24 protein-coding genes and 1 pseudogene are annotated in these 24,932 nt (G+C 73.1%); 17 read left to right on the top strand and 8 right to left on the bottom strand.

What is annotated here, in order from left to right:
* The first annotated feature begins 36 nt into the window (after window positions 1-36).
* From xseA to ACIA79_RS10040, 3 genes are all read left to right on the top strand, one after another.
* Window positions 37-1,266, top strand: a complete 1,230-nt coding sequence (gene xseA / locus ACIA79_RS10030; protein ID WP_399427680.1) for an exodeoxyribonuclease VII large subunit — start codon at window positions 37-39, stop codon at window positions 1,264-1,266.
* Window positions 1,267-1,388: 122 nt separating this feature from the next.
* The gene (locus ACIA79_RS10035; RefSeq protein ID WP_399427681.1) at window positions 1,389-1,634 is read left to right on the top strand and encodes an exodeoxyribonuclease VII small subunit; all 246 of its coding nucleotides are present in this window, start codon (window positions 1,389-1,391) and stop codon (window positions 1,632-1,634) included.
* A 98-nt stretch (window positions 1,635-1,732) separates the two neighbouring features.
* Window positions 1,733-2,323, top strand: coding sequence for a malonic semialdehyde reductase (locus ACIA79_RS10040; RefSeq protein ID WP_399427683.1), 591 nt, complete (start codon window positions 1,733-1,735; stop codon window positions 2,321-2,323).
* A 78-nt stretch (window positions 2,324-2,401) separates the two neighbouring features.
* On the opposite strand, the gene ACIA79_RS10045 is transcribed toward ACIA79_RS10040, so the two are convergent.
* The gene (locus ACIA79_RS10045) at window positions 2,402-2,938 is read right to left on the bottom strand and encodes a DUF4245 domain-containing protein (protein WP_399427684.1); all 537 of its coding nucleotides are present in this window, start codon (window positions 2,936-2,938) and stop codon (window positions 2,402-2,404) included.
* A gap of 130 nt (window positions 2,939-3,068) precedes the next feature.
* Here ACIA79_RS10045 and glpX point away from each other — a divergent pair, with 130 nt between their 5' ends.
* Window positions 3,069-4,100: a class II fructose-bisphosphatase gene (glpX, locus tag ACIA79_RS10050; RefSeq protein WP_399427685.1), complete on the top strand. Its 1,032-nt coding sequence runs from the start codon at window positions 3,069-3,071 to the stop codon at window positions 4,098-4,100.
* Window positions 4,101-4,229: 129 nt separating this feature from the next.
* On the opposite strand, the gene ACIA79_RS10055 is transcribed toward glpX, so the two are convergent.
* Window positions 4,230-4,604 carry a WhiB family transcriptional regulator gene (locus tag ACIA79_RS10055; protein ID WP_399427686.1) on the bottom strand — a complete coding sequence of 125 codons (375 nt, stop codon included), beginning with the start codon at window positions 4,602-4,604 and terminating at the stop codon, window positions 4,230-4,232.
* 229 nt (window positions 4,605-4,833) lie between these two features.
* A complete protein-coding gene (locus ACIA79_RS10060) occupies window positions 4,834-5,499 on the bottom strand; it encodes a DUF1707 domain-containing protein (RefSeq protein WP_399427687.1) in 666 nt (221 codons plus the stop codon).
* Between the two features lie 185 nt (window positions 5,500-5,684).
* Between ACIA79_RS10060 and ACIA79_RS10065 the strand changes: the two genes are divergently transcribed.
* Window positions 5,685-7,352 (top strand): fumarate hydratase, encoded by a 1,668-nt coding sequence (locus ACIA79_RS10065; protein ID WP_399427688.1) that lies wholly within the window; start codon window positions 5,685-5,687, stop codon window positions 7,350-7,352.
* Between the two features lie 63 nt (window positions 7,353-7,415).
* Here the strand turns inward: ACIA79_RS10065 and ACIA79_RS10070 are convergent, their stop codons facing one another.
* Window positions 7,416-8,954 carry a ricin-type beta-trefoil lectin domain protein gene (locus ACIA79_RS10070; RefSeq protein WP_399427689.1) on the bottom strand — a complete coding sequence of 513 codons (1,539 nt, stop codon included), beginning with the start codon at window positions 8,952-8,954 and terminating at the stop codon, window positions 7,416-7,418.
* A 106-nt stretch (window positions 8,955-9,060) separates the two neighbouring features.
* Between ACIA79_RS10070 and ACIA79_RS10075 the strand changes: the two genes are divergently transcribed.
* From ACIA79_RS10075 to ACIA79_RS10085, 3 genes are all read left to right on the top strand, one after another.
* Entirely contained in the window at window positions 9,061-10,461 is a 1,401-nt protein-coding gene (locus ACIA79_RS10075) for a class II fumarate hydratase (protein ID WP_399427690.1), read from the top strand.
* Window positions 10,462-10,543: 82 nt separating this feature from the next.
* Window positions 10,544-11,248, top strand: coding sequence for a DUF402 domain-containing protein (locus tag ACIA79_RS10080; protein ID WP_399427691.1), 705 nt, complete (start codon window positions 10,544-10,546; stop codon window positions 11,246-11,248).
* Between the two features lie 234 nt (window positions 11,249-11,482).
* Window positions 11,483-13,705 carry a SpoIIE family protein phosphatase gene (locus ACIA79_RS10085; RefSeq protein ID WP_399427692.1) on the top strand — a complete coding sequence of 741 codons (2,223 nt, stop codon included), beginning with the start codon at window positions 11,483-11,485 and terminating at the stop codon, window positions 13,703-13,705.
* A gap of 73 nt (window positions 13,706-13,778) precedes the next feature.
* On the opposite strand, the gene ACIA79_RS10090 is transcribed toward ACIA79_RS10085, so the two are convergent.
* Window positions 13,779-16,001, bottom strand: a complete 2,223-nt coding sequence (locus ACIA79_RS10090; protein ID WP_399427693.1) for a transglycosylase domain-containing protein — start codon at window positions 15,999-16,001, stop codon at window positions 13,779-13,781.
* Between the two features lie 220 nt (window positions 16,002-16,221).
* Here ACIA79_RS10090 and ACIA79_RS10095 point away from each other — a divergent pair, with 220 nt between their 5' ends.
* The 5 genes from ACIA79_RS10095 to ACIA79_RS10115 all read left to right on the top strand — a co-directional run bounded on the left by ACIA79_RS10095 (window position 16,222) and on the right by ACIA79_RS10115 (window position 19,690).
* Window positions 16,222-17,172, top strand: coding sequence for an SPFH domain-containing protein (locus ACIA79_RS10095; protein ID WP_399427694.1), 951 nt, complete (start codon window positions 16,222-16,224; stop codon window positions 17,170-17,172).
* The gene (locus ACIA79_RS10100; protein WP_399427695.1) at window positions 17,118-17,384 is read left to right on the top strand and encodes a hypothetical protein; all 267 of its coding nucleotides are present in this window, start codon (window positions 17,118-17,120) and stop codon (window positions 17,382-17,384) included. The genes ACIA79_RS10095 and ACIA79_RS10100 overlap by 55 nt, the downstream gene beginning before the upstream one ends.
* Before the next feature lie 64 nt (window positions 17,385-17,448).
* On the top strand, window positions 17,449-18,438 hold the full coding sequence (locus tag ACIA79_RS10105) for an endonuclease/exonuclease/phosphatase family protein (RefSeq protein ID WP_399427696.1): 990 nt from the start codon (window positions 17,449-17,451) through the stop codon (window positions 18,436-18,438).
* 44 nt (window positions 18,439-18,482) lie between these two features.
* Window positions 18,483-19,016 carry a PadR family transcriptional regulator gene (locus ACIA79_RS10110; protein WP_399427697.1) on the top strand — a complete coding sequence of 178 codons (534 nt, stop codon included), beginning with the start codon at window positions 18,483-18,485 and terminating at the stop codon, window positions 19,014-19,016.
* Window positions 19,013-19,690 (top strand): ABC transporter ATP-binding protein, encoded by a 678-nt coding sequence (locus ACIA79_RS10115; protein ID WP_399427698.1) that lies wholly within the window; start codon window positions 19,013-19,015, stop codon window positions 19,688-19,690. Before ACIA79_RS10110 ends, ACIA79_RS10115 begins: the two co-directional genes overlap by 4 nt.
* 344 nt (window positions 19,691-20,034) lie before the next feature.
* Here ACIA79_RS10115 and ACIA79_RS10120 read toward each other — a convergent pair whose 3' ends face one another.
* Window positions 20,035-20,166 carry a hypothetical protein gene (locus ACIA79_RS10120; RefSeq protein ID WP_399427699.1) on the bottom strand — a complete coding sequence of 44 codons (132 nt, stop codon included), beginning with the start codon at window positions 20,164-20,166 and terminating at the stop codon, window positions 20,035-20,037.
* A gap of 132 nt (window positions 20,167-20,298) precedes the next feature.
* On the opposite strand from ACIA79_RS10120, the pseudogene ACIA79_RS10125 reads away from it, so the two are divergent.
* Window positions 20,299-20,556 (top strand): annotated as a pseudogene (locus ACIA79_RS10125) (FtsX-like permease family protein); the annotation flags it as partial.
* A gap of 454 nt (window positions 20,557-21,010) precedes the next feature.
* Window positions 21,011-21,202, top strand: coding sequence for a hypothetical protein (locus ACIA79_RS10130; RefSeq protein ID WP_399427700.1), 192 nt, complete (start codon window positions 21,011-21,013; stop codon window positions 21,200-21,202).
* Window positions 21,203-21,230: 28 nt separating this feature from the next.
* Here the strand turns inward: ACIA79_RS10130 and ACIA79_RS10135 are convergent, their stop codons facing one another.
* Window positions 21,231-22,181, bottom strand: coding sequence for a hydrogen peroxide-inducible genes activator (locus ACIA79_RS10135; protein ID WP_399427701.1), 951 nt, complete (start codon window positions 22,179-22,181; stop codon window positions 21,231-21,233).
* Window positions 22,182-22,312: 131 nt separating this feature from the next.
* Here ACIA79_RS10135 and ACIA79_RS10140 point away from each other — a divergent pair, with 131 nt between their 5' ends.
* Together ACIA79_RS10140 and ACIA79_RS10145 are read left to right on the top strand one after the other, a co-directional pair.
* Window positions 22,313-22,867: a peroxiredoxin gene (locus ACIA79_RS10140; protein WP_399427702.1), complete on the top strand. Its 555-nt coding sequence runs from the start codon at window positions 22,313-22,315 to the stop codon at window positions 22,865-22,867.
* A 19-nt stretch (window positions 22,868-22,886) separates the two neighbouring features.
* Window positions 22,887-23,420: an alkyl hydroperoxide reductase gene (locus ACIA79_RS10145; RefSeq protein ID WP_399427703.1), complete on the top strand. Its 534-nt coding sequence runs from the start codon at window positions 22,887-22,889 to the stop codon at window positions 23,418-23,420.
* An 89-nt stretch (window positions 23,421-23,509) separates the two neighbouring features.
* On the opposite strand, the gene ACIA79_RS10150 is transcribed toward ACIA79_RS10145, so the two are convergent.
* A complete protein-coding gene (locus ACIA79_RS10150) occupies window positions 23,510-24,841 on the bottom strand; it encodes an AI-2E family transporter (RefSeq protein ID WP_399427704.1) in 1,332 nt (443 codons plus the stop codon).
* Window positions 24,842-24,932 lie beyond the last annotated feature (91 nt).

Raw genomic sequence — 24,932 nt, forward strand, 5'->3', positions numbered from 1 at the left:
GCCGGGCTGTCGGCGGCGGCGCGTAGGCTCCCTCGCATGGGTCTGAATACGTCTGCCGAAGCTCCGCTGCCCGTCGGTGAGGTGTCGCGGCTCATCGGGGGGTGGATCGACCGGCTCGGCGCCGTCTGGGTGGAGGGGCAGATCACGCAGCTGTCGCGGCGGCCGGGTGCCGGGGTGGTCTTCATGACCCTGCGCGACCCGTCGTACGACATCTCCGTGAGCGTGACCTGCTACCGGCAGGTGTTCGACGCGGTCGCGGACGTCGTCGCCGAGGGCGCGCGGGTCGTGGTGCACGCCAAGCCGGAGTGGTACGCGCCGCGGGGCCAGCTGTCGCTGCGGGCGGCGGAGATACGGCCGGTGGGGATCGGGGAGCTGCTCGCGCGCCTGGAGATGCTGAAGCGGTCGCTGGGGGCGGAGGGGCTGTTCGCGCCGGACCGCAAGAAGCCGCTGCCGTTCCTGCCGCAGCTGGTCGGGATGGTCTGCGGCCGGGCCTCGGCGGCCGAGCGGGACGTGCTGGAGGTCGCGCGGCGGCGCTGGCCGGCGGTGCGGTTCGAGGTGCGCAACGTCGCGGTGCAGGGCGTGCACGCGGTGCCCCAGGTGATCCAGGCGGTCAAGGAGCTCGACGCGGTCCCGGACGTCGACGTGATCATCGTGGCCCGGGGCGGCGGCAGTGTGGAGGACCTGCTGCCGTTCTCCGACGAGCAGCTCGTCCGGGCGGTCGCCGAGTGCCGTACGCCGGTGGTGTCGGCGATCGGCCACGAGCCGGACGCACCGCTGCTGGACCTGGTCGCGGACCTGCGGGCGTCCACGCCGACGGACGCCGCGAAGAAGGTCGTGCCGGACGTGGGCGAGGAGCTGGAGCGGGTGCGGGCGCTGCGGGACCGCGCCCTGCGGACGGTGCGGGGTCTGCTCGACCGCGAGGAGCGGGGCCTGGCGCACGCGCTGGCCCGCCCGGTGATGGAGCACCCGCGGCGCATGGTGGAGGAGCGGGAGGCCGAGGTGGACGCCCTGGTGGCGCGCAGCCGCCGGGTGCTGGGCCACCTGCTGGACCGGGCCGACTCGGAGCTGTCGCACACCCGCGCGCGCGTGGTGGCCCTCTCCCCCGCCGCGACCATGGAGCGGGGGTACGCGGTGCTGCAGCGGGCGGACGGTTCGGTGGTCCGCTCGCCGGAGGCGGTCGCCGCGGACGAGGAGCTGCGGGCCAGGGTCGCGGAGGGCGAGTTCCGCGTGCGCGTGGCCGGCGGCGCTGTCGTACCGCGCCCTTAGGCCCTGTCGTCAGATTCCCGTCGTCGCGGGGCAGACGGGAATGTGACGACAGGGCCTAGGGGGCGTCGTGCCGATCAGCCGCGCGCCCGGCGATCGGCAGGACACCCCCTAGGGTGGACCGCATGGCAGCAGACACCACGGGCACGGGCACCGACACGGCGATCGGGTACGAGCAGGCGCGCGACGAGCTCATCGAGGTCGTCCGCCGGCTGGAGGCGGGCGGCACGACGCTGGAGGAGTCGCTGGCCCTGTGGGAGCGGGGCGAGGAGCTGGCGAAGGTGTGCCGCCGGTGGCTGGAGGGTGCGCGCGCCCGTCTGGACGCGGCGCTTGCCGAGTCCCACCCCGAGGAGGAGCGGGGCGGCCAGTGAGGTGGATCACGCGGACCCCGCTTTAGTTGAAAGTTAACCTATCCCGGGCGTACGGTCGGGACATCGCCTGATCCTCCGCACCTGCGAAAGGTACGAGCATGTCCCTCGTTCTTGACCCCGCCGCCCAGGACCTCCTCTTCCGCGAGGCCCGCACGGCCAACACCTTCACCGACGAGCCGGTGACCGAGGAGCAGGTCCAGGCGATCTACGACCTGGTGAAGTACGGCCCCACCGCGTTCAACCAGACCCCGCTGCGCGTCGTCCTCGTGCGCTCCGCCGAGGCCCGCGAGCGGCTCGTGCCGCTCATGGCCGAGGGCAACCAGGCCAAGACGGCCTCCGCCCCGCTGGTCGCGATCCTCGCCGCGGACAACGAGTTCCACGAGGAGCTGCCGCAGCTGCTGCCGCACTTCCCGCAGGCCAAGGACCTGTTCTTCGCGGAGCGCCCGGCGCGCGAGCAGTCCGCCGCGCTGAACGCCGCCCTCCAGGCCGCCTACTTCATCGTCGGCGTCCGCGCCGCGGGCCTCGCCGCCGGCCCGATGACCGGCTTCGACTTCGCCGGCGTCCAGAAGGAGTTCCTGGACGACGACCACACCCCGCTGATGGTCGTGAACATCGGCAAGCCGGGCGACGACGCCTGGTTCCCGCGCAGCCCGCGCCTGGCGTTCGAGGACGTCGTCACGACGGTCTGACCGGCGCTCGCCGCCCCACCCGGGCGGGAAGCGGACCGGCGGCCCCGGGCACCATGTGCCCGGGGCCGCCGTCGTCGTTCACGGCTTCGGCGCGTCCTTCGACGGCTTCAGCGCGGCGGCCATCTCCGCGAGCTGCTCGTACGGCGCCGTACCCGTCACCACGGTCGTGACGCCCTTGTCGCGCAGGACGAGGGCGTCGTACTTCGGGCCCTCCCAGCGCTGCCAGGCCCGCCCGGCGACCTGCTGGGTGCGGCCCGTGTCGGCCGCCTCGTGGGTGACCTCGGCGATGTACTTCCGCGGCGCCGCCGTGGACTGCTCCACCGCCACGTACTGCCGGTCCGGGGACAGGAAGCCCAGGTGCCAGGCGTCGCCCTCCTGGCGCTCGTACGTCACCGACGTCGGCGTCCAGCCCTCGGCCAGCCCCTCCGGCACCAGCACGGCGTACGGAGCGGCGCGCTGAGCCGTCAGCAGCTCGACGCGGTAGTCCACCGGCTTGATCGGGTCGGCCTTCTCGTCGTGCGGGACGAAGAGGTAGATCACGCCGGCGGCGGCACCGATGACCGCCATCGACTGGAACATCCCGCGTACTGTCCGCTTGCCTCGCATACCTGCCACGCCCCCTATGGTCGCATCAGCCTGGCCTGCTCATACGTGGGCCCCTCTGCTCAATATGTCGACCTACCGATAGAGTCGCAGCACCCTCTTCACCACTTGCGGCCGTCGCCGTACAGAAAGGTGCGTACCGATGACCGACAATCATCTGCCGTCCGAGCTCGAGGTCTCGCCCGAGGCTCCCGACCGCAACCTCGCCCTGGAGCTGGTCCGGGTCACCGAGGCCGCCGCGATGGCGGCCGGCCGCTGGGTGGGCCGCGGCGACAAGAACGGCGCCGACGGCGCGGCGGTCCGGGCCATGCGGACCCTCGTCTCCACCGTGTCGATGAACGGTGTCGTCGTGATCGGCGAGGGCGAGAAGGACGAAGCCCCGATGCTGTTCAACGGCGAGCGGGTCGGTGACGGGACCGGCGCCGAGTGCGACATCGCCGTGGACCCCATCGACGGCACCACGCTCACCGCCAAGGGCATGCCCAACGCGATCGCCGTGCTGGCGGCCGCCGACCGCGGCACGATGTTCGACCCCTCCGCGGTCTTCTACATGGACAAGCTGGTCACCGGCCCGGAGGCCGCCGACTACGTCGACATCAACGCCCCGGTGTCCGTGAACATCCGCCGGGTCGCCAAGGCCAAGCACTCCTCGCCCGAGGACGTCACGGTCGTCATCCTGGACCGCCCGCGCCACGAGGGCATCGTCAAGGAGATCCGCGAGACCGGCGCGCGCATCAAGTTCATCTCGGACGGCGACGTGGCCGGCTCGATCATGGCGGTGCGCGAAGGCACCGGCGTGGACCTGCTCATGGGCATCGGCGGCACTCCCGAGGGCATCATCAGCGCCTGCGCGATCAAGTGCCTGGGCGGCGTGATCCAGGGCAAGCTGTGGCCCAAGGACGACGAGGAGCGCGGGCGCGCCATCGACGCGGGTCACGACCTGGACCGGGTGCTCTCCACGAACGACCTGGTCAGCGGGGACAACGTGTTCTTCGTGGCGACCGGCATCACCGACGGCGAGCTGCTGCGCGGCGTGCGCTACCGCGCCGAGACGGCGACGACCTCGTCACTCGTGATGCGCTCCAAGTCGGGCACCATCCGGCAGATCGACTCGACGCACCGCCTGTCGAAGCTGCGCGCGTACAGCCAGATCGACTTCGACCGCGCCAAGTGACACCTCCGGGGGCGTGACCCCCGGGACCCTCGACGGGCCTGCGGCCCGTCCCCGTCGGAACACGAACAGGGGCGCCCCCATGTGCGGTGGGAGCGCCCCTTCCCGTACGGGCCGGGCCGGCGGGGCCCGTCAGCCCGCGGCGGCGATCGGCCCGGTGGAGGCCGCCGCCTTCCTGAGCTCGACCTCGCGGCGGCGCCGCCGGGCGAGGACGACACGGCGCTCGGCGGCGGTGAGCCCGCCCCACACGCCGTACGGCTCGGGCTGGAGCAGCGCGTGTTCCCGGCACTCGACCATCACCGGGCAGCGCGCGCAGACGCGTTTCGCGGCTTCCTCGCGCGCCAGCCGGGCGGCCGTCGGCTCCTTGGAGGGGGCGAAGAACAAGCCTGCTTCGTCCCGGCGGCACACCGCCTCGCTGTGCCACGGCCCGGCCTGGTCCTCTCGCGCGGGAAGGCGCGGGGCAGGGACGGCGGCGACCTGGAGGGGCTGATGCGGCAGTTGCAGCACGGTCTACTCCTGACGACGGCTTCGCGAGCGAGAGACGATGCAGCAAGGCCTACCCGTTGTGCGCGCGCCTATGCACTGCGTGGCGCTCCGGTCCGGCAGGCGGGACGGCGGGTCGGCCGAAAGCCGACGCACGCCCGGAGCGGGGGCCGGGCGCGGGCTGGTTCACAGGCCGGGTGCGGGCCGGACCGCAGGCCCGGGGACGGGAGCGGGGCCGCGCCCGGTACGGGCGTCAGGCGCCGAGGTGCTTCCGCATGCGCTGGTGGAGGTCGGCGATGCGCTTGCCGCGCCTCGGCTTGGCCTCGACGCTGCCGAGCACCGCGTAGCCGTTGACGACGACGACCGGGGCCTCGGGGTCCGCGGCCTCCAGGCTGACGACCTCGAAGTTGCCGAGCACGCCGGTGCCGCTGCCGCGCAGGGTGATGTTCTCGGGGACGCGGATCTCGACGTTGCCGAAGACCGACGTGGCGTTGATGGTGGTCAGGCGCTGCGCGAAGATCGCCTCGGTGAGGTCGATCTCGACGTTGCCGAACAGCGAGAAGGCGTGGGTCCGCCGCCCGACGCGCCAGCGGCCCTTGCGGGTCGTGCTGGAGAAGACCGCCACCAGCTTCTCGGCGGGCACGGCGACCTCGTCCGGGCCGTACGCGTACGAGGGGGCGGGGTCGCGGGGCGCCCGGGCGGCGGGCAGGTCCCGCACGAGGGGCTCCAGCTCTCCCATGGTCTTGGCGCGGTAGACGGCATCGATCCGCTCCGCGTGCTCCTCCGCGTCGATGCGCCCCTCGGCGAGGGCCTCCCGCAGGATGGACGCGATCCGGTCGCGGTCGGCGTCCGAGGCGCGGAGGGCTTCGGCGGGCGCGGGCGCGGCGGGCGGCTGCTGGGGCTGCTTCTCGAGGTCCACGGTTCCAGCGTAGCGAAACGCGATAGATCGCGACCAGGGTCACGACCGGACCGCGCCGGTACGGCGCAAGGGCGCGGGGAACTGAGCCTTACCTCACAGGTTCGGGCGGCTTCGGGCGTTCTACGCTTGTGGGCGCGCTGCCAATGGAGGCCGCGTCGCTGTCTGCCGAGTGAGGAATGGCCGTCATGCCAGAGTTTGCGTACTCCGATCTGCTTCCCCTGGGAGAGGACACCACGCCCTACCGCCTGGTGACCGCCGAGGGGGTCTCCACCTTCGAGGCCGACGGCCGTACGTTCCTCAAGGTCGAGCCGGAGGCGCTGCGCAAGCTCGCCGCGGAGGCGATCCACGACATCCAGCACTACCTCCGCCCCGCGCACCTCGCGCAGCTGCGCAAGATCATCGACGACCCCGAGGCGTCGGGCAACGACAAGTTCGTCGCGCTCGACCTGCTGAAGAACGCCAACATCGCGGCGGCGGGTGTCCTGCCCATGTGCCAGGACACCGGCACGGCGATCGTCATGGGCAAGCGCGGCCAGAACGTCCTCACCGAGGGCGAGGACGAGAAGGCCCTCTCGCGCGGCATCCACGACGCCTACCAGAACCTGAACCTGCGCTACTCGCAGATGGCTCCGCTCACCATGTGGGAGGAGAAGAACACCGGCTCCAACCTGCCCGCGCAGATCGAGCTGTACGCGACGGACGGCGGCGCGTACAAGTTCCTCTTCATGGCGAAGGGCGGCGGCTCCGCCAACAAGTCGTTCCTGTACCAGGAGACGAAGGCGGTCCTCAACGAGGCCTCCATGATGAAGTTCCTGGAGGAGAAGATCCGCTCGCTGGGCACGGCCGCGTGCCCGCCGTACCACCTGGCGATCGTGGTCGGCGGCACCTCCGCCGAGTACGCGCTGAAGACGGCGAAGTACGCCTCCGCGCACTACCTGGACGAGCTCCCGGAGGAGGGCTCGGTCCTCGGCCACGGCTTCCGGGACAAGGAGCTGGAGGAGAAGGTCTTCGAGCTGACGCAGAAGATCGGCATCGGCGCGCAGTTCGGCGGCAAGTACTTCTGCCACGACGTGCGCGTGGTGCGCCTGCCGCGGCACGGCGCGTCCTGCCCGGTGGCGATCGCCGTGTCCTGCTCGGCCGACCGCCAGGCCGTCGCGAAGATCACCGCGGAGGGCGTCTTCCTGGAGCAGCTGGAGACGGACCCGGCGCGCTTCCTGCCGGACACGACGGACGAGCAGCTGGCGGAGGAGGGCGACGTCGTCAGGATCGACCTCAACCAGCCGATGGACGAGATCCTCGCCGAGCTGTCGAAGTACCCGGTCAAGACGCGGCTGTCGCTGACGGGCCCGCTGGTCGTGGCGCGCGACATCGCGCACGCCAAGATCAAGGAACGGCTGGACGCCGGCGAGGAGATGCCGCAGTACCTGAAGGACCACCCGGTCTACTACGCCGGTCCGGCGAAGACGCCGGAGGGCTACGCCTCCGGTTCGTTCGGCCCGACGACGGCCGGCCGCATGGACTCGTACGTGGAGCAGTTCCAGGCGGCGGGCGGCTCCAAGGTCATGCTGGCCAAGGGCAACCGCTCCCAGCAGGTCACGGACGCGTGCGCGGCGCACGGCGGCTTCTACCTGGGGTCGATCGGCGGCCCGGCGGCGCGTCTCGCCCAGGACTGCATCAAGAAGGTGGAGGTCGTCGAGTACGAGGAGCTCGGCATGGAGGCGGTCTGGAAGATCGAGGTCGAGGACTTCCCGGCGTTCATCGTCGTGGACGACAAGGGCAACGACTTCTTCCAGGACCCGGCCCCGTCCCCGACGTTCACCACCATCCCGGTGCGCGGCCCCGGCCTGGCCTGACCCCGCGGCACGACACGGGCCCGGTCGCCGTCACGGTGACCGGGCCCGTCGCCGTGCGCGCCGCTATGCGAAACGCTGCTTCGCCGAGCCGTCGCACGGCTGGAGGCGCAGGGGGTCCTCGGCCGCCGCCAGCGTGAGGCAGAGGGACGGGGCCGCCGCGGGGCGCAGCGTGGCGCCCTGGCGGACGAACCGCTGGTTGGCCGCGCCGGAGCAGTTCCACAGGAGCAGGGCCTTGCCGGCCTGGTAGGCGGCGCCGGGGACGTCCAGGCACCGGTCGTGGGTGAGCTGGGTCCGCACCGACGACTGCGCGGCGTCGTACCACCAGTTCTGGTTGCGTCCGCCGTGGCAGTCCCAGCCGCCCACCGCGGTGCCGTTGCGCGTGACGGACCCGGTGACGTCGAGGCAACTGCCGGTGGCCTCGTTCCGCAGCGGGGCGAACAGGTCGTCCCAGGCGCCCGGCTGGAGCACCGGCCTGCCGGTGGACGCCGGGTCGGCGCAGCTCGCCTCGCGCAGCCCGGAGGCGTACAGCTGGGTGAGGCAGGAGGCGAAGGCCGCGTGGCCGGCGGCGTTGGGGTGGAAGGACTGGCGGACGGAGTTCCCGTCCGGCAGGCCCGGCTTGGACAGGTCGATGTACAGCCCGCGCGCCCACGCGGAGTCCATGCAGACCTCGTGCCCGTGGAAGAGGCGGGAGTTGTCGAGGTAGACCGCGCCGGTGTTCGCCGCCGCGCGCCGCATGCCGCGCTCGAAGGCGGGTACGGCGGTGTTGCGGCCCCAGACGGTGTCGGAGTCGTGGCCGAGCCCGCCGCAGGCGAGCTTGGTGGAGAAGTCCGGGTTGTCGCGGAAGTCGGGGCCGATGGGGCTCGGGTAGCCCATGACGACGAGCCGGTAGTCGCCGTCGGCGTACCCGGCGTCGCGCATCACGGTGCGCAGGTCGCGCACGGTCTGCTCGACCTTGGGCACCAGGCCGTCCACGCGGGCCTGCCAGCCGGGGGCGTACGTGGGCTCGCACGGGCCCTGGAGGGTCAGGTAGCGGGTGACGCAGTCGGTCATCACCGGGCCGAACTGGAGGTCGTCGTTGGCCCCGGCCACGAGCAGCACCATGGTGATGCGGGTGTTGCGGGCCTTGACGGCGAGGCTGTCGCTCTGGACCGGTTCGTCGGCGTACTGCTTGCTGCCGCCGATGCGGATGTTGGCGGTGGAGGCGCCCGAGCAGGAGATGTTGTACGTGACGTCGGCGGGGATGGCGGTGCGGTGGATCGCCGCCTGGGGCGAGCGGTGGCACCAGTTGTCGGGGCCGTTGGTGCCGGGCTCGTACGTGCCGACGCCCTCGCCGGATATCTCGCTGTCGCCGAGCGAGATCAGGCCGGTCTTCCGCTCGGCGAGCGGCCGCTCCTCGGGGCTGCCGTACAGCGCGGTGGCCTCGGCCGCGCGGATCCGCTCCAGTTCGGGCGGCAGCGGGACGGATGGGGCGGTGGCGGCGGTGCGCGGCCCTGTCGCGGCCGCGCTCGCGGGGGCCGTGGCGGCGGTCGTCCCGGCGAGTGCCGCGGCGAGGACGGCCACGGCCGCGACGGGTCCTCGCAGCCTGGTTCTGGTGCGCGTCATGGCGCCTCCTGGAAGTGGGGTTACCCACGGTTTTTACTGGCCGGTAGTCGCCTTGGGAATACGCAGAACAAGACAAGTGCTCACCTTTCACAGGAGGTTGACGACCATGAACGACGTACCGGAGTACCGGACCGAGCACGACTCCATGGGCGAGGTGCGGGTCCCCGCCCACGCCAAGTGGCGGGCCCAGACGCAGCGGGCGGTGGAGAACTTCCCCGTCTCCGGGCAGCGCCTGGAGCGCGCCCACATCGAGGCACTGGCCCGCATCAAGGGCGCCGCGGCGAAGGTCAACGCGGAGCTCGGCGTGCTGGACGCGGAGATCGCCGGGGCCATCCAGGAGGCGGCCGCCGAGGTCGCCGAGGGCCGCTGGGACGAGCACTTCCCCGTCGACGTGTTCCAGACCGGCTCGGGCACCTCCTCCAACATGAACGCCAACGAGGTGCTGGCCACGCTCGCCGGCGAGCGGCTCGGCCGCCCGGGCGCCGTCCACCCCAACGACCACGTCAACGCGTCCCAGTCGTCCAACGACGTCTTCCCCTCCTCCATCCACATCGCCGCCACCGCCGCCGTCACCCGCGACCTCGTCCCCGCCCTGGAGCACCTCGCCGCCTCGCTGGAGCGGAAATCGGCCGAGTTCGCGGACGTCGTCAAGTCCGGGCGTACGCATCTGATGGACGCCACCCCGGTGACACTGGGCCAGGAGTTCGGCGGGTACGCCGCCCAGGTGCGGTACGGCGTCGAGCGGCTGCACGCCTCGCTCCCCCGCCTGGCGGAACTGCCGCTCGGCGGCACCGCGGTCGGCACCGGCATCAACACCCCGCGCGGCTTCTCCGCCGCCGTCATCGCCGAGGTAGCCGCCGCCACCGGGCTGCCGCTGACCGAGGCGCGCGACCACTTCGAGGCGCAAGGCGCCCGCGACGGGCTGGTCGAGACGTCCGGCCAGCTCCGCACCGTCGCCGTCTCCCTCACCAAGATCGCCAACGATCTGCGGTGGATGGCCTCCGGTCCGCGCACCGGGCTCGCCGAGATCAACCTCCCCGACCTCCAGCCCGGGTCGTCGATCATGCCGGGCAAGGTCAACCCGGTGATCCCGGAGGCCGTCCTGATGGTCGCCGCGCAGGTCGTCGGCAACGACGCCACCGTGGCGGCGGCCGGCGCCGCCGGGAACTTCGAGCTGAACGTGATGCTCCCGGTCATCGCCAAGAACCTGCTGGAGTCGGTACGGCTGCTCGCCAACGCCTCCCGCCTGCTGGCCGACCGGACCGTCGACGGGATCACCGCCAACCGCGACCGGGCCCGCGAGTACGCCGAGTCGTCGCCGTCCGTCGTCACCCCGCTCAACAAGTACATCGGGTACGAGGAGGCCGCGAAGGTCGCCAAGAAGTCGCTCGCCGAGCGCCGGACCATCCGCGAGGTCGTCCTCGCATCGGGGTACGTCGAACGCGGCGACCTGACGCTCCAGCAGCTCGACGAAGCGCTCGACGTCCTGCGGATGACCCGGCCCTGACCTGCGGTTCCGTACGCCGGCGCCCCCGCCGCCCGTGATCTGCGCCGCGGCGGGGCCCGCGGCGCACCCCTAAGATCTGCGCATGACAGCCGAGACGACGGGACGACACCAAGCGGGGACGGGAGCGGGAGACGGACGGGGCGCGCGCTGGGCGCCGGGCACGCAGATCCTGTGGCGGTACCGGGACAACGGCGGCGACGCCGTCCACATCTGCCGGCCGGTGACGGTCGTCCAGGACACCGACGACCTCCTCGCCGTCTGGATGGCGCCGGGCACCGAGTGCGTCAAACCGGTGCTCGCCGACGGCACCCCCGTGCACGAGGAGCCGCTCGCCACCCGCTACACCGCGCCGCGCACCACCACGCGCGCCCGGTGGGCCGGCAGCGGGGTGCTGAAGCTGGCCCGGCCGGGCGACCCCTGGTCGGTGTGGCTGTTCTGGGACGACGACTGGCGCTTCCGCAGCTGGTACGTCAACTTGGAGGAGCCCCGCCTGCGATGGTCCGGCGGCGTCGACTCCGAGGACCACTTCCTGGACATCTCGGTCTACCCGGACCGTACGTGGCTGTGGCGCGACGAGGACGAGTTCGCGCAGGCCCAGCGCAGCGGCCTGATGAGCCCGGACCGGGCGCGGCGCGTCCGGGAGGCCGGGCGGGCGGCGGTCGAGGTCATCCGGGCGTGGGGAACGCCGTTCGCGGACGGCTGGGAGGACTGGCGGCCCGACCCGCGCTGGACGGTACCGGAGCTGCCCGGGGACTGGGATCGCGCCCCGGCGCGGACCGCTCCGTGAGACCCTTGATGCGCCCCTGGGGGGCAAACGTAGGATCGTCCTCCGCAAGTCCGCGCGTCAGTAACGACTGAGCACACAACAGGACCTGACCGTAAGTCATCCAAGAGGGGGTGGAGCCGTGCCCGATCCGCGCACGGACCCCCGGCCCCCTGTCGGCGGGGCCCGCAGAGCGGGTATAGCGCCTGACAGAGCGATTGCATCGCCCCACCGGCCCGGACGGACGGAATCCCACGCGTGACGGAGCATCCCACCTCCCACGACGGCAGGCAGCCGCGCGCTGCCCGCCCGCAGGAACGCAGCAGGCCGCGGCAGGAGGCGCCCCCGGCGGCGCCCGCCGCGGCCCCCGCGGTGCCTGCGCCCGCGCCCCCCGGTGCGCCCGCGGGGCGCGCCCGCGCCCAGGGCCCCGCTTCGGCGGCGGCTCCGCGTGCCGCGTCCGGGGCCGGGCCGGCGGCGGGCACGGATGCCGCGCACGGACACGCCGCGGCGGCCGCCGGCCCCGCGGTGCCGGGGTGCCGGAGCGCGCACGCGCCCGACGCGGAGGCGGCGGCCGGGGTCGCGCGGGCGGCGGGCGGCGGCGCACCGGCGGGCGGGCGCGGGGACCGGGTGCGGGCCGGCGCGCCCGCGGACGGGCACGGCAGTGGTGGACGGAGCGGGAGTGGGCCCGCGGGCGGGGATGGAGGCGGAGCCGTGGTCGCGGCGGCAGGAGGGCTCGGGGGCGTGCCCGCGCAGATGGGGCACGAGCCGGTCGGGACCGCGCGGCGCGAGGGCGACCGGCTGCGGTTCGTGGGGGCCGCGACGCGGCGCATCGCCCGCGGGATAGACCTCGACGAGATCGTGCTGGGGCTGTGCCGGGCGACCGTGCCCACCTTCTCCGACGCGATCCTCGTGTACCTGCGCGACCCGCTCCCGGTCGGTGACGAGCGGCCCGTGGACCCCTTCGTCCTGCGGCTGCGCCGCACCGACCGGCTGCGGTTAACGGAGGACGACTCCGACCTGGGGCTGTCGGCGGCCGATCCGGACACCGACCTCGACCTCGGCCCGGCCGCCGAGCTGTGCGAGGTGCGGCCCGGTGGCGCCCTCGCCGAGGTGCTGCGCGGCGTGCGGCCCGTCTTCGGGGACTCCGCCGCGGCGCGCGCCGCGCTGCCCGAACTGCTCGGTGACGGGCGGTCCGTACCGTCCGGGCACCGGGCGATCCTCGCGCCGCTGCGGGGCCGGCGGCGGGTGATCGGCGCGGCCGTGTTCCTGCGCCGCCCCGACCGGCCCGCGTTCGAGGCGAACGACCTGCTGGTGGCGGCGCAGCTCGCGACGCACACCGCGCTCGGCATCGACAAGGCGGTGCTGTACGGGCGCGAGGCGTACATCGCCGACGAGCTGCAGCGGACGATGCTGCCGGAGAACCTGCCGCGGCCGACGGGCGTCAAGCTCGCCTCCCGCTACCTGCCGGCCGCCGAGACGGCCCGCGTGGGCGGCGACTGGTACGACGCGATCCCGCTGCCCGGCAGCCGCGTCGCCCTGGTCGTCGGCGACGTCATGGGCCACTCCATGACGTCCGCGGCGATCATGGGCCAGCTGCGCACCACCGCGCAGACCCTCGCCGGGCTGGACCTGCCGCCGCAGGAGGTGCTGCACCACCTCGACGAGCAGGCCCAGCGGCTCGGCGAGAACCGCATGGCGACCTGCCTGTACGCGGTGTACGACCCGGTAGCGCACCGGATCACCATCGCCAACGCGGGTCATCCGCCGCCGGTGCTGCTCCACCTGGGCGGCCGCGCCGAGGTGCTGCGCGTCCCGCCGGGGGCGCCCATCGGCGTCGGCGGGGTGGACTTCGAGGCGGTGGAGCTCGACGCGCCCGCCGGGGCGACGCTGCTCCTCTACACCGACGGGCTGGTCGAGTCGCGGCTGCGGGACGTGTGGACGGGGATCGAGCAGCTGCGGGAACGGCTGGCGGCCACCGCGCAGTTGACCGGGCCCGACCACTCGCCGCCGCTGGAGGCGCTCTGCGACGACGTGCTCGACATGCTCGGCCCGGGCGACCGGGACGACGACATCGCGCTGCTGGCCGCCCGGTTCGACGGGATCGCGCCGAGCGATGTCGCCTACTGGTTCCTGGAGCCGGAGGAGCAGGCCCCCGGCCGGGCCCGGCGGCTCGCCCGGCGGGCACTGGCCCGCTGGGACCTGGAGGAGCTGTCGGACAGCGTCGAGCTGCTGGTCAGCGAGGTGGTCACCAACGCCGTGCGGTACGCCGAGCGGCCGGTGACGCTGCGGCTGCTGCGGACGGACGTACTGCGCTGCGAGGTCGGTGACGACTCGCCGCAGCTGCCGCGCCAGCGGCGGGCCCGGGACACCGACGAGGGCGGGCGCGGGCTGTTCCTGGTGAACCGGCTGGCCCGGCGGTGGGGCGCGACCCGGCTGTCGACGGGCAAGGTGGTGTGGTTCGAGCTGCCGACGCGCGTGTGACGCGTCGCCGTGCGCGAGGACGAGGAAGGCCGGGCCCGATCGCGGGGCCCGGCCTTCCTCGTACGGTGTCACGTCACGGCTGCGGCGGCTTCAGGTCGCCGGTGCCCGGCTCGTCCGGTTCGCCCGGGTCGCCGGTGTCGCCGCCCGGGCCGCCGTCGGTCGGCTCGCCGGTCGGCAGGGTGGGCGTCACCGGGGGGCGCGGCACGGTGGGCTTCTGCGTGGGGGTGGACGGGTCGGCCGGTGCGGGGTCCTGGGGGGTCGGCTGCTGCGTCGGCTCGTCCTCGGTGGGCTCGCCGGTCGGCGTGGGCGTCGGTTCCGGCGTCCGCGCCGGCAGCGGGTCGGACGGTACGGAGTCGGCGACGTCCAGGTCGAACCGGGCGTCGGAGCCGCCGTCGAGGGCGCCGGTCGTGTACTCGTGCCAGATCTTCGCGGGGACGCCACCGCCGTTGGCGCGGCCGGGGTTGATCGTGTCGGTGAGGGTGGTCTGGCCGGTGCCGTCGGGCTTCTCGCCGAAGAGGCCGACCGCGGTGACCAGTTCGGGGGTGTAGCCGACGAACCAGGCCGAGCGGTTGTTCTCCGACGTACCGGTCTTGCCGGCCGCCGCGTAGTTGCCGGCGGCGTTCACGCCGGAACCGCTGGAGACGACGCCGGTCATGGCCTTGGTGACGGTGTCCGCAGCCTCGCGGCTGATCACCTGGTCGCCGACCGGCTCCACCGGCTCGGCCGTGCGGTCCTTGTGCTCGGCGGACTTCACGATCGTCGGGGTGACCTTCTTGCCGTGGTGCGCGAAGGACGCGTACACGCCGGCCATGTCCCAGGGGGAGGCCCCCATGGTGCCCAGCGACATCGCGGGCTGCTCCACGAATCCCTCGCCGTCCTTCATGCCGAGGTCGAGCGCGGTCTTCTTCACCTTCTTGGGGCCGACGTCCACGATCATCTGCGCGTACACGGAGTTGATCGAGCTGTTGGTGGCCTTCTGGACGGTGACGGGGCCGTAGCTCCGGTTGTCCTCGTTCTCGGGCGCGAAGGGGGTGTCGCTGCCCTCGACCGGGCGCTTGCTGGTGCCGTCGTAGACGGTGCCGAGGCCGATCGTGCGCCCGTCCTGGGTCCTGGCCCCGTTCTCCAGGGCGGAGGCGAGGACGACCGGCTTGAAGGTCGAGGCCGGCTGGTAGTCGCGGCGCGTGGCGTTCGACAGCCAGTGCTCGGTGGCGCCGATGCCGCCGTACAGCGCGACGACGTGTCCCGTCCTCGGGTCGACGGAGGTGGCGCCGGCCTGGACGGTGGCGTCCGCCGCGTCGCCCTTGCGGTCGAGCTTCTCCTCCAGCTGGTGGTCGACGGCGGCGACGAGCTCCTTCTGGCGCTTGGAGTCGATGGTGAGGGTGATGGTCCAGCCGCCGGCCTTGAGCTGCTCCTCGGGGACACCCCGGCGCATGAGCTCCTGGTTGGCGGCCTCGATGAGGTAGCCGTTGGTGCCCTCCATGCCGGGCGCGGGCTTGGGGGCCCGGGGCACGGGGAACTTCTGCGCCGCGCGCTCGGACGCGCCGAGCCAGCCCTCCTCGACCATGTTGTCCAGGACGTAGTTCCAGCGGTCCGTCACGAGCCCGCGGCCGGTGGCGGAGGCGAAGGTCCAGTCGTACTGGCTGGGCGCCTGGAGCACGGAGGCGAGGTACGCGCCCTGGGCGACGGTCAGCTTGCCGGCGTCGACGCCGTAGTACGCCTGGGCCGCGGCCTGGATGCCGTACGCGCCCCGGCCGTAGTAGCTGGTGTTCAGGTAACCGGCGAGGATCTCGCTCTTCTCCATGCGCTGGTCGACCTTGAGGGAGATCACCAGCTCCTTGAGCTTGCGGGTGACCGTCCGGTCCTGGTCCAGGTAGTAGTTCTTGACGTACTGCTGGGTGATGGTCGAGCCGCCCTGCTTGCCCTTGCCCGTGAGGGTGTTGAGCGCGCCGCGGGCGGTGCCCTTGATGTCGACGCCGGAGTCCTGGAAGAAGGTCTTGTTCTCCGCGGCGACGAAGGCGTACTGGACATCCCTGGGGATCTTCTCCAGGCCGACGATCTCGCGGTTGACCTTGCCGGTGCGGCCGAGGAGCCTGCCGTCGCTGTACTTGTAGACGTTGCTCTGCATCGTCGCCTGGGCGTTGGCGTCGGGGACGGGCACGAGCAGGTAGACGACGTAGAACGCGCCCATGGCCAGCAGGCAGAGCAGGAAGAACGTGCCCAGCAGCTTCTTCCAGCTGAAGAAGCGGCGTATACCCGCGCCCCGGCTCTTCGCCTGGCCCGCTCTGCCTCGGCCCATCGCTTCGTCGCTCCGCATCGTCGTCGATCAGATCAGCTCAGCAAACTAACACCGGTGCTACCGACAAACGCCAACGGATCCTGTCTTTTCCGGACGTGACAATCAGCACCTCTTCCAAGGGAACCGACTCCCCAGGGGTGCGCAGGGTTGCGGCGCGCGCTAAAGTGATATCACTTTGCTAGAGCATGAACGGGGGAGTCCGATGTCTGTGACGTCCGGAATGTCCGGGATTTCGGGGGATGGTGTCCAGCGGCCCGAGCCGGCCGGCGTGCCGGAGATGCCCCGGCCGCGGGTCACGGAGTTCGCCGCGCGCAGCATCGGCGGCGGGCTGGCGCTGCTGCTGGGCCTGGCCGGTCTGGCGGCGGGCGTCTGCCTGGTGGTGGCCGGCGCGACGGCCGGGGCGGCCGGCGCCAAGGCGGCGCTGATCATCACCGGGGTCGTCGTCGCCTTCGGCGCGTTCCTCGCGATGTGCGGCCTGAACATGGTGGCGCCCGGTGAGGCGCGGGTGGTGCAGCTCTTCGGCCGGTACCGCGGCACGGTCCGCACGGACGGCCTGCGCTGGGTCAACCCGCTCACCTCACGGGTGAAGATCTCCACGCGGGTGCGCAACCACGAGACGCCGGTGCTGAAGGTCAACGACGCGTATGGCAACCCGATCGAGCTCGCCGCGGTGGCGGTGTGGCGGGTCGAGGACACGGCCCAGGCGATGTTCGAGGTCGACGACTTCCGGGAGTTCGTCTCCACGCAGACGGAGGCGGCGGTGCGGCACATCGCGATCGAGTACCCGTACGACGCGCACGACGAGGGCGAACTGTCGCTGCGCGGCAACGCGGAGGAGATCACCGAGAAGCTCGCCGCCGAGCTGCACGCCCGCGTGGAGGCGGCGGGGGTGCGGATCATCGAGTCGCGCTTCACGCATCTCGCGTACGCTCCCGAGATCGCGTCCGCGATGCTGCAGCGCCAGCAGGCGGGCGCGGTGGTGGCGGCGCGCCGGCAGATCGTGGACGGCGCGGTCGGGATGGTCGAGGCGGCGCTGGAGCGGCTGGAGGAGCGGGACATCGTGGAGCTCGACCCGGAACGGAAGGCGGCGATGGTGTCCAACCTGATGGTGGTGCTGTGCGGCGACCGCGCGGCGCAGCCGGTCCTGAACACGGGCACGCTCTACCAGTGACCGGGCGCCCGCAGCGCAAGCAGATGCTGCTGCGTCTGGACCCGGCGGTGCACGAGGCGCTCGCGCGCTGGGCGGCGGACGAACTGCGCAGCGCGAACGCCCAGATCGAGTTCCTGCTGCGCAAGGCCCTCACCGAGGCGGGGCGCCTGCCCCGCTCACCGGCGCCTCTCCCGCGCCGGGGGCGGCCCCCGAGCACCCCGCCCCCGGAGTAGCGGGCCGGCGGCGCGGCACGGGGGGCCGGGAACCCGTTCCACCGGCGCCGCGTCGTCCTGGGGTATGGATCCGGATCGGAAGGCGGGACCGGGGGCGCCGGCCGCGCGCGGGTGCCGGCCGCGGCGGCACTGGGGATGGCGGCGCGGGCGGGTGCTCGCGGGCCTCGCCGCGGTGGCGGCCTGGCTGCTGGTGTTCCCGCGGGCGGTGCCCGATGCGCCCGGGCGGCCGGGGAGCCTGCTGGAGACGTTCCTGCCCTGGCTGGGCCTCGCCGTCCCGTTGCTGCTGGTCCCCGCCCTGGTGCGCCGGTCGCTGACCGCCCTCGTGGCCCTGGCGCTGCCGATCGCCGGGTGGCTCGGCCGGTTCGGCGGCGCGCTGCCGCCGCCCGGGGCGGCCCCGTACGACCTCACCGTCGTCCAGCACAACGTCAGCGACGAGAACCCCGACCCGGCGGGCACGGCGCGCGCCCTGATGGCGGCCGGCCCGCAGCTGGTCGCCCTGGAGGAGCTCACGCCGGCCGCGCTGCCGGCGTACCGGGCGCAGTTCGCGGCCCGCTACCCGCACCACGCGGTCCACGGCACGGTGGGGCTCTGGTCCGCCTACCCCCTGCGGGACGTACGGCCGCTGGACATCGCACCCGCCGGGTTCGGCGCCGACTGGCAGCGCGCGCTGCGCGCCACCGCCGTCACGCCGCACGGCGAGGTCGCGGTCCTCGTGGCGCACCTGCCCTCGGTACGGCTCGGCGCCGCGGCGGGTTTCGGCTCGGGGCCCCGGGACGAGAGCGCCGCGCTGCTCGGCGGGGCGATCGCGGCGGAGGAGCGCGAGGCGCTGATCCTGCTCGGCGACCTCAACGCCACCGTCGACGACCGCGGGCTCGCCCCGGTCGCCTCGCGGCTGCGGCCCCCGCCGCCCTCCTTCGCCCTCAGCTGGCCGGCCGCCTTCCCGCTCGCCCGGATCGACCAGGTGATGACCCGCTCCGCGGACGTCACCCGGCTGTGGACCCTGCCCGCCACGGGCAGCGACCATCTCCCGGTCGGTGCGCACATACGTCTCTGACCAGCGTATACATCGTGTGTATACGGGAGCTGTACAGTGAGGCCATGTCCATCGGTCACACCCTCCTCGGGCTCCTGGAGTCCGGGCCGCGCCACGGCTACGACCTCAAGCGGGCGTTCGACGAGACGTTCGGCCTCGACCGGCCCCTGCACTACGGGCAGGTCTACTCGACCATGTCGCGGCTGCTCAAGAACGGCCTGGTGGAGGTCGAGGGCATCGAGCCCGGCGACGGCCCCGAACGGAAGCGGTACGCCATCACCGAGGCGGGCGTCACCGATGTGGAGCGGTGGCTCGCCCGGGCCGAGAAGCCCGAGCCGTACCTCCAGTCGACGCTGTACACCAAGGTCGTCCTCGCCCTGCTCACCGGGCGCAGCGCCGCGGACCTGCTGGACACCCAGCGCGCCGAGCACCTGCGCCTGATGCGGGAGCTGACCCGGCGCAAGCAGCAGGGCGACCTCGCCGATCAGCTGATCTGCGACCACGCGCTGTTCCACCTGGAGGCCGACCTGCGGTGGCTGGAGCTGACCGCCGCGCGGCTCGGCCAGCTCGCCGACGTGGTGCGCGGGGGCGCCCGGTGACCGCGCTCCTGCGGGCGGACGGCATCACCAAGGCGTTCGGCCCGACGCCCGCGCTCGCCGGCGTCTCCCTCGCCGTCCGCGCCGGCGAGACCGTCGCCGTGATGGGCCCCTCGGGCTCCGGCAAGTCGACGCTGCTGCACTTCCTCGCCGGGATCGTCCGCCCGGACAGCGGGACCGTCTCGTACGACGGCCGCGAGCTGACCGCGCTGTCCGACGCCGAGCGCAGCGCGCTGCGGCGGGGCGACTTCGGGTTCGTGTTCCAGTTCGGCCGCCTCGTCCCTGAGCTGACCTGCGTCGAGAACGTCGCCCTGCCGCTGCGGCTGAACGGCGGGCGCCGCCGGCCCGCCGAGCGCACGGCCCGCGCGTGGCTGGAGCGCCTGGAGGCGGACGCGGTGGCGGACCACCGACCCGGCGAGGTCTCCGGTGGCCAGGCCCAGCGCGTCGCCGTGGCCCGCGCGCTGGTCACCGCCCCGCGCGTGGTCTTCGCCGACGAGCCCACCGGCGCGCTGGACTCCCTCAACGGCGAGCGGGTGATGCAGCTGCTGACCGGAGCCGCCCGCGGCACCGGTGCCGCGGTCGTGCTCGTGACGCACGAGGCCCGGGTGGCCGCGTACGCGGACCGCGAACTCGTCGTGCGCGACGGGCTGATACGCGACCTGACGGGTGCTCCGTGATCCACGACCTGCTGCTCGGCGCCCGGTTCGCCGTCACCGGCGGCCGGCCCGGCTGGGTGCGCACGCTGCTGACGGCCCTGGGCGTGGGCGCCGGGGTGGCCCTGCTGCTCGTCGGCGCGTCCGTGCCGAGCGTCCTCGACGGGCGCGACACCCGCCACCAGGCCCGCGATCTGACCTCCAGCGAGTCGGACGCGCCCCGCTCCGACCGCTCCTTCCTGTTCGCGGCCACGTCCACGCTCTTCCACGACCGGCCGGTGCGCGGGCTGCTCCTGCGTCCCGACGGTGCGCACGCCCCGGCCCCGCCGGGGGTCGCCGCCGTGCCGGGCCCCGGCGGGATGGTGGTCTCACCGGCTCTCGGACGGCTCCTCGCCGCACCGGAGGGCGCGCTGCTGAAGGAGCGCCTGCCGTACGAGATCACCGGCCTGATCGGCGACGCGGGGCTGGTGGGCCCCGCCGAGCTGGTCTACTACGCCCACGGCACGGGCCTCACCGAGGCGTCCGCCGACGGCCGCGGCGCGGGCTTCGGCCACAACGTCGGGGCCGGCCGGCCCTCCAGCGCGTTCCTGCTGCTGCTCGTCGTGGTGGCGTGCGTGGTCCTGCTGCTGCCGGTGCTCGTCCTCGTCGCCACCGCCGCCCGCTTCGGCGGCGAGCGGCGCGACCGGCGGCTGGCCGCCCTGCGGCTCGTCGGCGCGGACATCGCCATGACGCGGCGGATCGCCGCCGGCGAGTCGCTGGCGGGTGCGCTGCTGGGCCTGCTGGCCGGTGCCGGGCTGTTCGCCCTGGCGCGGCGGAACGCGGGCCGGGTGACGGTGTGGGACGTGAACGCCTTCCCGGCCGACGTCACGCCGGTGCCCGCCCTGGCGGCCGCGGTGGCGGTGGTGGTCCCGCTGTGCGCCGTGGTGGTGACGCTGGTGGCGCTGCGCGGCGTGACGATCGAGCCGCTGGGGGTCACGCGCGGGACGGCGCCGCGGCCGCGCCGCGTGGGGTGGCGCCTGGCGCTGGTCGCCGCCGGCCTCGCGCTGCTCCTGGCGGCGGGCCCGGTGACCTTCGCGGAGACCTCCCTGGACGTGGCGCCGGTCGCGGCGGGCGCGCTGCTCGCGCTGACCGGTGTGACGACGCTGCTGCCGTGGCTGGTCGAGACGGTGGTGCGGTCCCTGCGGGGCGGTCCGGTGCCGTGGCAGCTGGCCGTGCGCAGGCTCCAGTTGAGCAGCGGCACGGCGGCCAGGGCGGTCAGCGGCATCGTGGTGGCGGCGGCCGGGGCGATCGCGCTCCAGATGCTGTTCGGGGCCGTGGCAGACGGCCGTACCGGTGGTGCTGGGCATGGCCCTGGCGGTCGCGGGCGGGCTGGGCGTGGGCACGCTGCTGCTGCGCATGATCGGCAAGCGTGTCTCCGACTGGGGGGTGTTCCTCCCGGTGCTCGGCGTCGGTACGGGGCTCGTCCTGGCGGTCACGCTGCTGAGCCTGGTGCCGCTGTGGCGCCTGATGCGGCCGGACGGCCTGCGGACCGAGTGACCCCCGGTGCGGTACGCCCGGACGGGCGTCACTCCTCCGGGGGAAGTATCCGCACCGGGAGGCCCGCCATCGCCTCGCGCATCGCGCCCGCCAGCACCTCGAACTCGGCCTGCCGCGCCGCACCCGTGCGCATCGCCAGCGCGATCCGCCGCGACGGGGCGGGAGCCGCGAACCGCCCGGTCTGCAGCCGCTCCGCGCGGCCGGTCTCCACCTCCACGGCCGTGCACGGCAGCAGGGTCGCCCCCAGCCCGCCCGCGACCAGCTGGACCAGCGTCGACAGGCCGGCGGCCGTGGTGGTGACCGCCGCGCCCTCCTCGCGCCCGGCCTCCCGGCAGATGTCGAGCGCCTGGTCGCGCAGGCAGTGCCCCTCGTCCAGGAGCAGCAGCCGCAGCTCGCGCAGCGCGTCGCGCGGGATGTCCTCGCGCCCGCCCAGCGGATGGCCCTCCGGCGTGACCAGCACGAAGTCCTCGTCGAACAGGGGCAGCTCGGTGACCCCCGGCACGCCCAGCGGCACGGCGAGCAGCAGCAGGTCCAGCCGTCCGGCCGCCAGGCCCTCCAGCAGCGAGGAGGTCTGCTCCTCGTGGACCTGGAGGTCGAGCTGCGGGTAGCGCTGGTGCACCAGCCGCAGCACCGTCGGCAGCAGGTACGGCGCCACGGTCGGGATCACCCCGAGCCGCAGCACCCCGGTGAACGGCGCCTGCGCCGCCTCGGCCTCCTCCATGAGCTCGGCCACGGCGTCGAGCACCGCCTTGGCCCGCACCGCGAGCCGCTCCCCCGCGGGGGACAGCAGCACCTTGCGTGTCGTACGCTCCAGCAGCTGGACACCGAGTGCCTCTTCGAGAGCCGAAACCGCGCCCGAAAGCGCCGGCTGGCTCATCCCGATCGCCGCCGCCGCATCCCGGAAGTGCAGATGCTCGGCGACGGCCGCGAACGCCCTGAGCTGCGCCAGGCTCGGCTGCTTGCTTTTGTGTACGGACACCACTGATAACCACCTTCGATCAACGCGACCCAGTCTAGCTATTTCACTGATCAATGCACTCCGTGCCACGATGAGCCACGTCCACCCCCACGGAAGACCCCAAAAAGGACTTCTTACTGCAAGGAGAGCGCGTGCTCACTGTCGGTGACCAGTTCCCCACGTACGACCTGACCGCTTGTGTGTCGCTGGAGAGCGGCAAGGAGTTCGAGCAGATCGACCACAAGTCCTACGAGGGCAAGTGGCGCGTGGTGTTCTTCTGGCCGAAGGACTTCACCTTCGTCTGCCCCACCGAGATCGCCGCCTTCGGCAAGCTGAACGACGAGTTCGCCGACCGCGACGCCCAGATCCTCGGTGTCTCCGGCGACTCGGAGTTCGTGCACCACGCCTGGCGCAAGGACCACGACGACCTGCGTGACCTGCCCTTCCCGATGCTCGCGGACTCCAAGCACGAGCTGATGCGCGCGTGCGGCGTCGAGGGCGAGGACGGCTTCGCCCAGCGCGCCGTCTTCATCGTCGACCCGAACAACGAGATCCAGTTCTGCATGGTGACCGCCGGCTCCGTCGGCCGTAACCCCAAGGAGGTCCTGCGGGTGCTGGACGCCCTGCAGACCGACGAGCTGTGCCCGTGCAACTGGACCAAGGGCGAGGACACCCTCGACCCGGTCAAGCTGCTCTCCGGCGAGTGACGAAAGCGACTGATCCGACATGGCTCTCGACGAACTGAAGTCCGCCGTACCGGACTACGCCAAGGACCTGAAGCTGAACCTCGGCTCGGTCATCGGTAACAGCGAGCTCCCCCAGCAGCAGCTCTGGGGCACGGTCCTGGCCTGCGCGATCGCCTCGCGCTCGCCCCGGGTCCTGCGCGAGCTGGAGCCGGAGGCCAAGGCGAACCTCAAGCCCGAGGCGTACCAGGCCGCCAAGTCCGCCGCCGCGATCATGGCGATGAACAACGTCTTCTACCGGACGCGTCACCTGCTCTCCGACCCGGAGTACGGGACGATGCGCGCCGGTCTGCGGATGAACGTCATCGGCAACCCCGGCGTGGAGAAGGTCGACTTCGAGCTGTGGTCGCTCGCCGTCTCCGCGATCAACGGCTGCGGCATGTGCCTCGACTCGCACGAGCAGGTGCTCCGCAAGGCCGGCGTGGACCGCGAGACGATCCAGGAGGCCTTCAAGATCGCTTCGGTGATCCAGGCGGTCGGCGCGACGCTCGACGCCGAGGCCGTCCTCGCGGAGTAGTACCGGAGCGGTCCGGACCTCCGTACACGGAGAAGGGGCCCGCCGACGGATGACGTCGGCGGGCCCCTTTCGTGCGTCCGCGCCCGGGGTCAGGACTCGGGCGCCTCCCGCGGCACCACCGGCGGGGCGTGCCGCAGGGCCTGCTCGTAGCTGAACGCCCGCAGGTAGCCGACGACCGTGTTGGTGACGGCGACCAGCGGGACGGCGACCACCGCGCCGCCGATGCCGGCGACCAGGCCGCCCGTCGCCACGGTCAGGACCACCGCGAGCGGATGCACCCGCACCGCGCGGCCGAGGATGAACGGCTGCAGGACATGGCCCTCGATCTGCTGCACGGCGAGGACGACGAGCAGCACCATCAGCGCGGTGAACATGCCCTGCGTGACGAGGGCGACGACCACCGCCAGCGCGCCGGAGACGACCGCGCCGACCAGCGGGATGAAGGCGAACAGGAAGATGAAGACGCCGAGCGGCACGGCCAGCGGCACGTCGAGGAAGTAGATGCCGAGGCCGATGAAGATCGCGTCGATCAGGGCCACCACCACCGTGCCGCGCACGTAGGCGGTCAGCGTGCGCCAGGCGCGCGGACCGGCGCCCGCGACTCCGGGCCGCGCCTGCGCCGGGACGAGCTTCAGCACCCACCTCCAGACCTTCCTGCCGTCGTACAGCAGGAAGAGGGTGGAGAACATCGTCAGCAGTATGCCCGTGATCACCTCGACCAGGACGGTCACGCCCTGCAGACCGGCGGTGGTGATCTCCTCCGTGTTGGTGCCGATGGTGTCGCTGAGGTTCTTGGCGATGTCGTTGATCTGCTGCTCGGTGACGTGGAAGGGGCTGTCCAGGAGCCACTGCTTGAGCTCGTCGATGCCGTCCCGCACGCGGTCCGAGATGTCGCCCAGGTTGTCCAGCACCTGCCAGACGACGAACCAGCCGACCAGGCCCATGATGATGAAGCCCGTGATGGCGGTGAGGGCGGTGGCCGGCCCGCGGGGCAGGCCCCACCGGGTCAGCCGGGCGACGGTGGGCTGGAGCAGCGCGGTGATCAGCAGTGCGGCGACGAAGGCGAGCACCACCAGCTGGACGGCGCTGATGACCTTCATCAGCACCCAGAGGGTCCCGGCGAGGACGAGCAGCCGCCAGCCCGCCTCGGCGGCGACGCGGATGCCCCAGGGGATGGCGGCGACGGGATCGGGGCGGGCGGCGACGGCGGGCGCGTACGTGGGCGGCGCGGGAACGCTCTCCGGACCGTTCCCGGCACCCTCACCGGAATCGGCGGACCGGTCCGGCAGGTCCGGCAGGTCCGGCCCGGGCACGCCCGGCCCGTCGGACTCGCCCTCCGCGCGGTGGCGTTCCCCCAGGCGCTGTCCCAGCCGCGACAGGCCGGCACCCAGCCGGTCGAGCCACCCTGGCTTCTTCGTCATGTTCTTCTCTCTCCCCCCACCGCTCCCCCTAGGAGTCACGGGTTCCCGACGGTACACGCACTAAGCCCCTCACCGAAGGACGGTGAGGGGC

This window comes from Streptomyces sp. NPDC051310 (genome assembly GCF_044455245.1).
Lineage (GTDB): Bacteria > Actinomycetota > Actinomycetes > Streptomycetales > Streptomycetaceae > Streptomyces.